4 protein-coding genes are annotated in these 3,537 nt (G+C 43.1%); 1 reads left to right on the top strand and 3 read right to left on the bottom strand.

What is annotated here, in order from left to right; all coding sequences use genetic code 11:
* Positions 1-139: 139 nt before the first annotated feature.
* From ctpC to VE944_RS32580, 3 genes are all read right to left on the bottom strand, one after another.
* The gene (ctpC, locus tag VE944_RS32590; protein WP_324987488.1) at positions 140-1,423 is read right to left on the bottom strand and encodes a carboxyl-terminal processing protease CtpC; all 1,284 of its coding nucleotides are present in this window, start codon (positions 1,421-1,423) and stop codon (positions 140-142) included.
* Between the two features lie 260 nt (positions 1,424-1,683).
* Complete coding sequence (gene ispG / locus VE944_RS32585; RefSeq protein ID WP_324987492.1) at positions 1,684-2,910, bottom strand: (E)-4-hydroxy-3-methylbut-2-enyl-diphosphate synthase; 1,227 nt, start codon at positions 2,908-2,910, stop codon at positions 1,684-1,686.
* Between the two features lie 34 nt (positions 2,911-2,944).
* On the bottom strand, positions 2,945-3,109 hold the full coding sequence (locus VE944_RS32580) for a hypothetical protein (RefSeq protein WP_324987486.1): 165 nt from the start codon (positions 3,107-3,109) through the stop codon (positions 2,945-2,947).
* Positions 3,110-3,118: 9 nt separating this feature from the next.
* On the opposite strand from VE944_RS32580, the gene VE944_RS32575 reads away from it, so the two are divergent.
* Positions 3,119-3,409, top strand: coding sequence for a hypothetical protein (locus VE944_RS32575; protein ID WP_324987483.1), 291 nt, complete (start codon positions 3,119-3,121; stop codon positions 3,407-3,409).
* Positions 3,410-3,537: the final 128 nt, after the last annotated feature.

Here is a 3,537-nt window from a genome sequence, read left to right as displayed (position 1 = left end):
GAGTTAGGAGTCCACAATGATTGTTTTTATTCCTAACTCCTCACTATTCACTTTTAACTTTATTCTTAACCCCTCACGATTTACTTTTAACTTTATCCTTAACTCCTCACTATTCATTCCTAACTTTATTCTTAACTCTTCATTTTTCTGCTGTGGCTGCGCCCTGAGCAGCAATTTTTTTACCTATCACGTCCACTGCTTTAGCAAATTGAGGGTCTTTTAGGGTAGCGAGTTTGTCACGTTCGTTGAGCCACAAATCCTGTCGCTGGGCATCTGTCAAATCCACTTTCACATCTGGATCAATACCATGCTTATTAATATCTCTATCATTGGGCGTGTGGTATTTAGCAATTGTCACCGCTAATCCTGAGCCATCTTCTAGGGGACGCACCGATTGCACTAATCCCTTACCAAAGGTTTGAGTTCCCACCAAAGTAGCACGTTTGTTGTCCTGCAACGCTCCTGAAAGGATTTCGCTGGCACTGGCTGAACCTTTATCCACTAATATTACCAACGGTTTATTTGTCAGAGCGCGTCCGTTTGCCACTTCTCGCTCTCGCTCACCTTGGCGGTCAATGGTAGAAACAATTGTGCCTTTATTCAGCCACATCCGGGCAATGTCTACACTGGAGAAGAGTAAGCCACCTGGATTACCACGCAGATCAAGGATATATCCAGCTACCCGTTTGCTTTCTAAATCTTTGATAGCGGTTTGCATTTCTTTACCAGCATTGGCGCTGAACTGGTTCAGGCGAATGTATCCAAGATTACCTGCTGGAGTTTTCTTTTGGGAAAATTTAACTGGATGAATTTCAATCCGCGCCCTTTTGATGTCAAACTGTTTTGTCTGACCATTGCGCTGAATCGTTAAGCTGACTTTCGATCCTGCTTCACCTCGGATTAGGGATACCGCCTGATTGGTATCCATCCCCTTGGTACTTTTATTGTCGATTTTGACGATGATATCTTTTGCCAATACACCAGCTTTAAAAGCTGGTGTATCTTCGATTGGCGCAATTACAACCAATTGCTTGGTTTTTTCATCCTGGCTGATCGTGATTCCAATCCCTGTGAGTTCTCCAGAGGTATCCACTTGCATATTCTTGAATTCTGCTGGATCCATAAACCGGGTGTATGGGTCTTCTAGCTTTTTGAGCATTTCCCGAATGGACTTATACGCTTCCTGCGGATTACTGTAGGACTTGCTTAAGTATTCTTTACGAACAGCCTGCCAGTCTACTTGATTAAAAGTACCATCTACGTAATTGCGGTATATATTTTGCCAAACTTCGTCTACCAATTGTTTAGGACTTGCTTTAAATAAAGCCTGACCTCGCGAATGAATGCCAAGGCTAGTAACAGCGATCGTGGAGAGTGTCACTGCCGTAGCACCCAAAACAAGCCTACTTTTTGTAATCACCATAATGACAGCTGCGTCAGAGGGAAAATATATAGTCAGTATGCTCAATCTAACACAGGCTACCACTGTGCAGACCGAGTATGTATCCTTAATTTAACCAAAATACTTGACAATCCGGCGAACTTTATGGTTTATACAAAATTTTTGGGAGTAGGGAATTGGGAATCGGCATGGGCACAGGAGGCAGGAAGCAGAAGTTTTTGAATGTTTGAATTGATTTCTCCCCCCACTCCCTACTCCCTACTCCCCCCTTCCCCAACCCCTTACGGTTCTACCCAGCGTTCATCTCCCTTAATGAGGTTAATTAATTCCTCTACACCTTTATCTTCTGGGACTTTTTTAATTTCCTCTCTGCCACGATACAAAGAAATGTAACCAGGTGTTTTGCCAACATAACCATAGTCGGCATCCGCCATTTCTCCGGGGCCATTCACAATACAACCCATAACCGCTATATCAAGACCAGTTAAGTGTTTAGTGGCTTCCCGAACTTTGTGCAGCACTTCTTCTAGGTTAAACAAAGTGCGTCCACAAGAAGGACAGGCGACGTACTCCACCATCGTTTTTCGCAATCCCAAAGCTTGGAGAATGCTATAACAGACGGGAATTTCTTTTTCTGGTGCTTCTGTAAGTGAGACACGAATTGTATCGCCAATGCCATCAGCAAGTAAGGTGGCAATACCCGCCGTGGATTTAATTCGCCCGTATTCACCATCACCAGCTTCGGTAACGCCTAAATGTAGCGGATAATCCATACCCAGTTCATCCATGCGCTTGGCTATCAGGCGATAGGCGGCTAGCATCACTGGTACTCGTGAGGCTTTCATGGAAATTACCAAGTTGCGGAAATCCAAAGATTCACAGATGCGAATGAATTCTATAGCAGATTCCACCATGCCTTCTGGGGTGTCACCGTAGGTAAATAGCATCCTTTCGGCGAGGGAACCGTGATTTACCCCTATTCGCATCGATTTACCTTGATCGCGCAAAGAAACTACTAGAGGTTCTAAGGTTTCGCGGATTTTTTCGCCAATTTCGTCAAATTCGGCTTTAGTATACTCGGTTCGATTGACGTTGGGCTTTTCAAAAACATATAACCCCGGATTAATCCGCACTTTTTCTATGTGCTTGGATACTTCCAGAGCGATTTTTAGCCCGTTGTGATGGACATCAGCCACAATGGGCACATCTTGGTAAGTTTTAATTAATTTTTGTTTAATTTCTGCTAATGCTTTAGCATGAGCCATACTCGGCACTGTGACGCGGACGATTTCGCAGCCTATTTCGTGCAGACGACGAATACCAGCCACGGAACCATCAATATCAAGAGTGTCTTCGTTAATCATTGACTGCACTACAACAGGGTAGCCACTGCCAATGGTGACATTTCCCACCTTTACAGGACGGGTTTTACGCCGCTTGATGGTTGTATCAAAGGTAGGTTGGCTAGGTGTAGTATTTGAAGTATCTACTATGGGCAGAGTTTGCATAACCTGATTAGGTAAATTTGCTGTCATTAAAATATCAGATTTGATAAATCTCTGTTTCCCAGATTGCCACAGGTGGTGGCTCTTTGGGACGATTAATATAGAAAAAAATTGTCAATGCAATACCAATGCTATAGCTTGATTTCTTGTTCGCTACGAAAATTAGCTGAATGTTCGTAACACAGTATTCGTTAGTGGTCATGAACTGACAGTGCCGCAGGTATTATACAGACATTTGCCACTAGAAGCTAAATTAGACTTATCATCAAATTCTTTGACGCCCATGCTAGAAAAAACATCTACATTTCAGAAAGCCATAGAAGCGGTAGAAGCATTAGATCCAGAAGCTCAGGCTATTCTTGTAGATATTATCCAAAAGCGCCTCAAACAACAACGACGGGATGACTTATTACAAGAAATCGCGCAAGCAGAGAGTGATTATGCTCAAGGTAATGTCCGGCGTGGGTCAGTTGCAGATTTGATGGCGGATTTAGACGAGTGAAAAATTTGGTTTGGAGTCCGACTTTTGTTCGTGCTTTTAAGCGTCTAGTCAAGAAAAATCCTGAGTTATGTTCTCAAATTGAGCAAGTAGTAGAAGAAATTGCTGAAGACCCATTTCAACTCAGTTTA

The organism is Nostoc sp., from assembly GCF_035638895.1.
Lineage (GTDB): Bacteria > Cyanobacteriota > Cyanobacteriia > Cyanobacteriales > Nostocaceae > Nostoc.
Note: the sequence above shows the minus strand (reverse complement) of the source record. Positions and strands in the feature narration are given on the sequence as shown.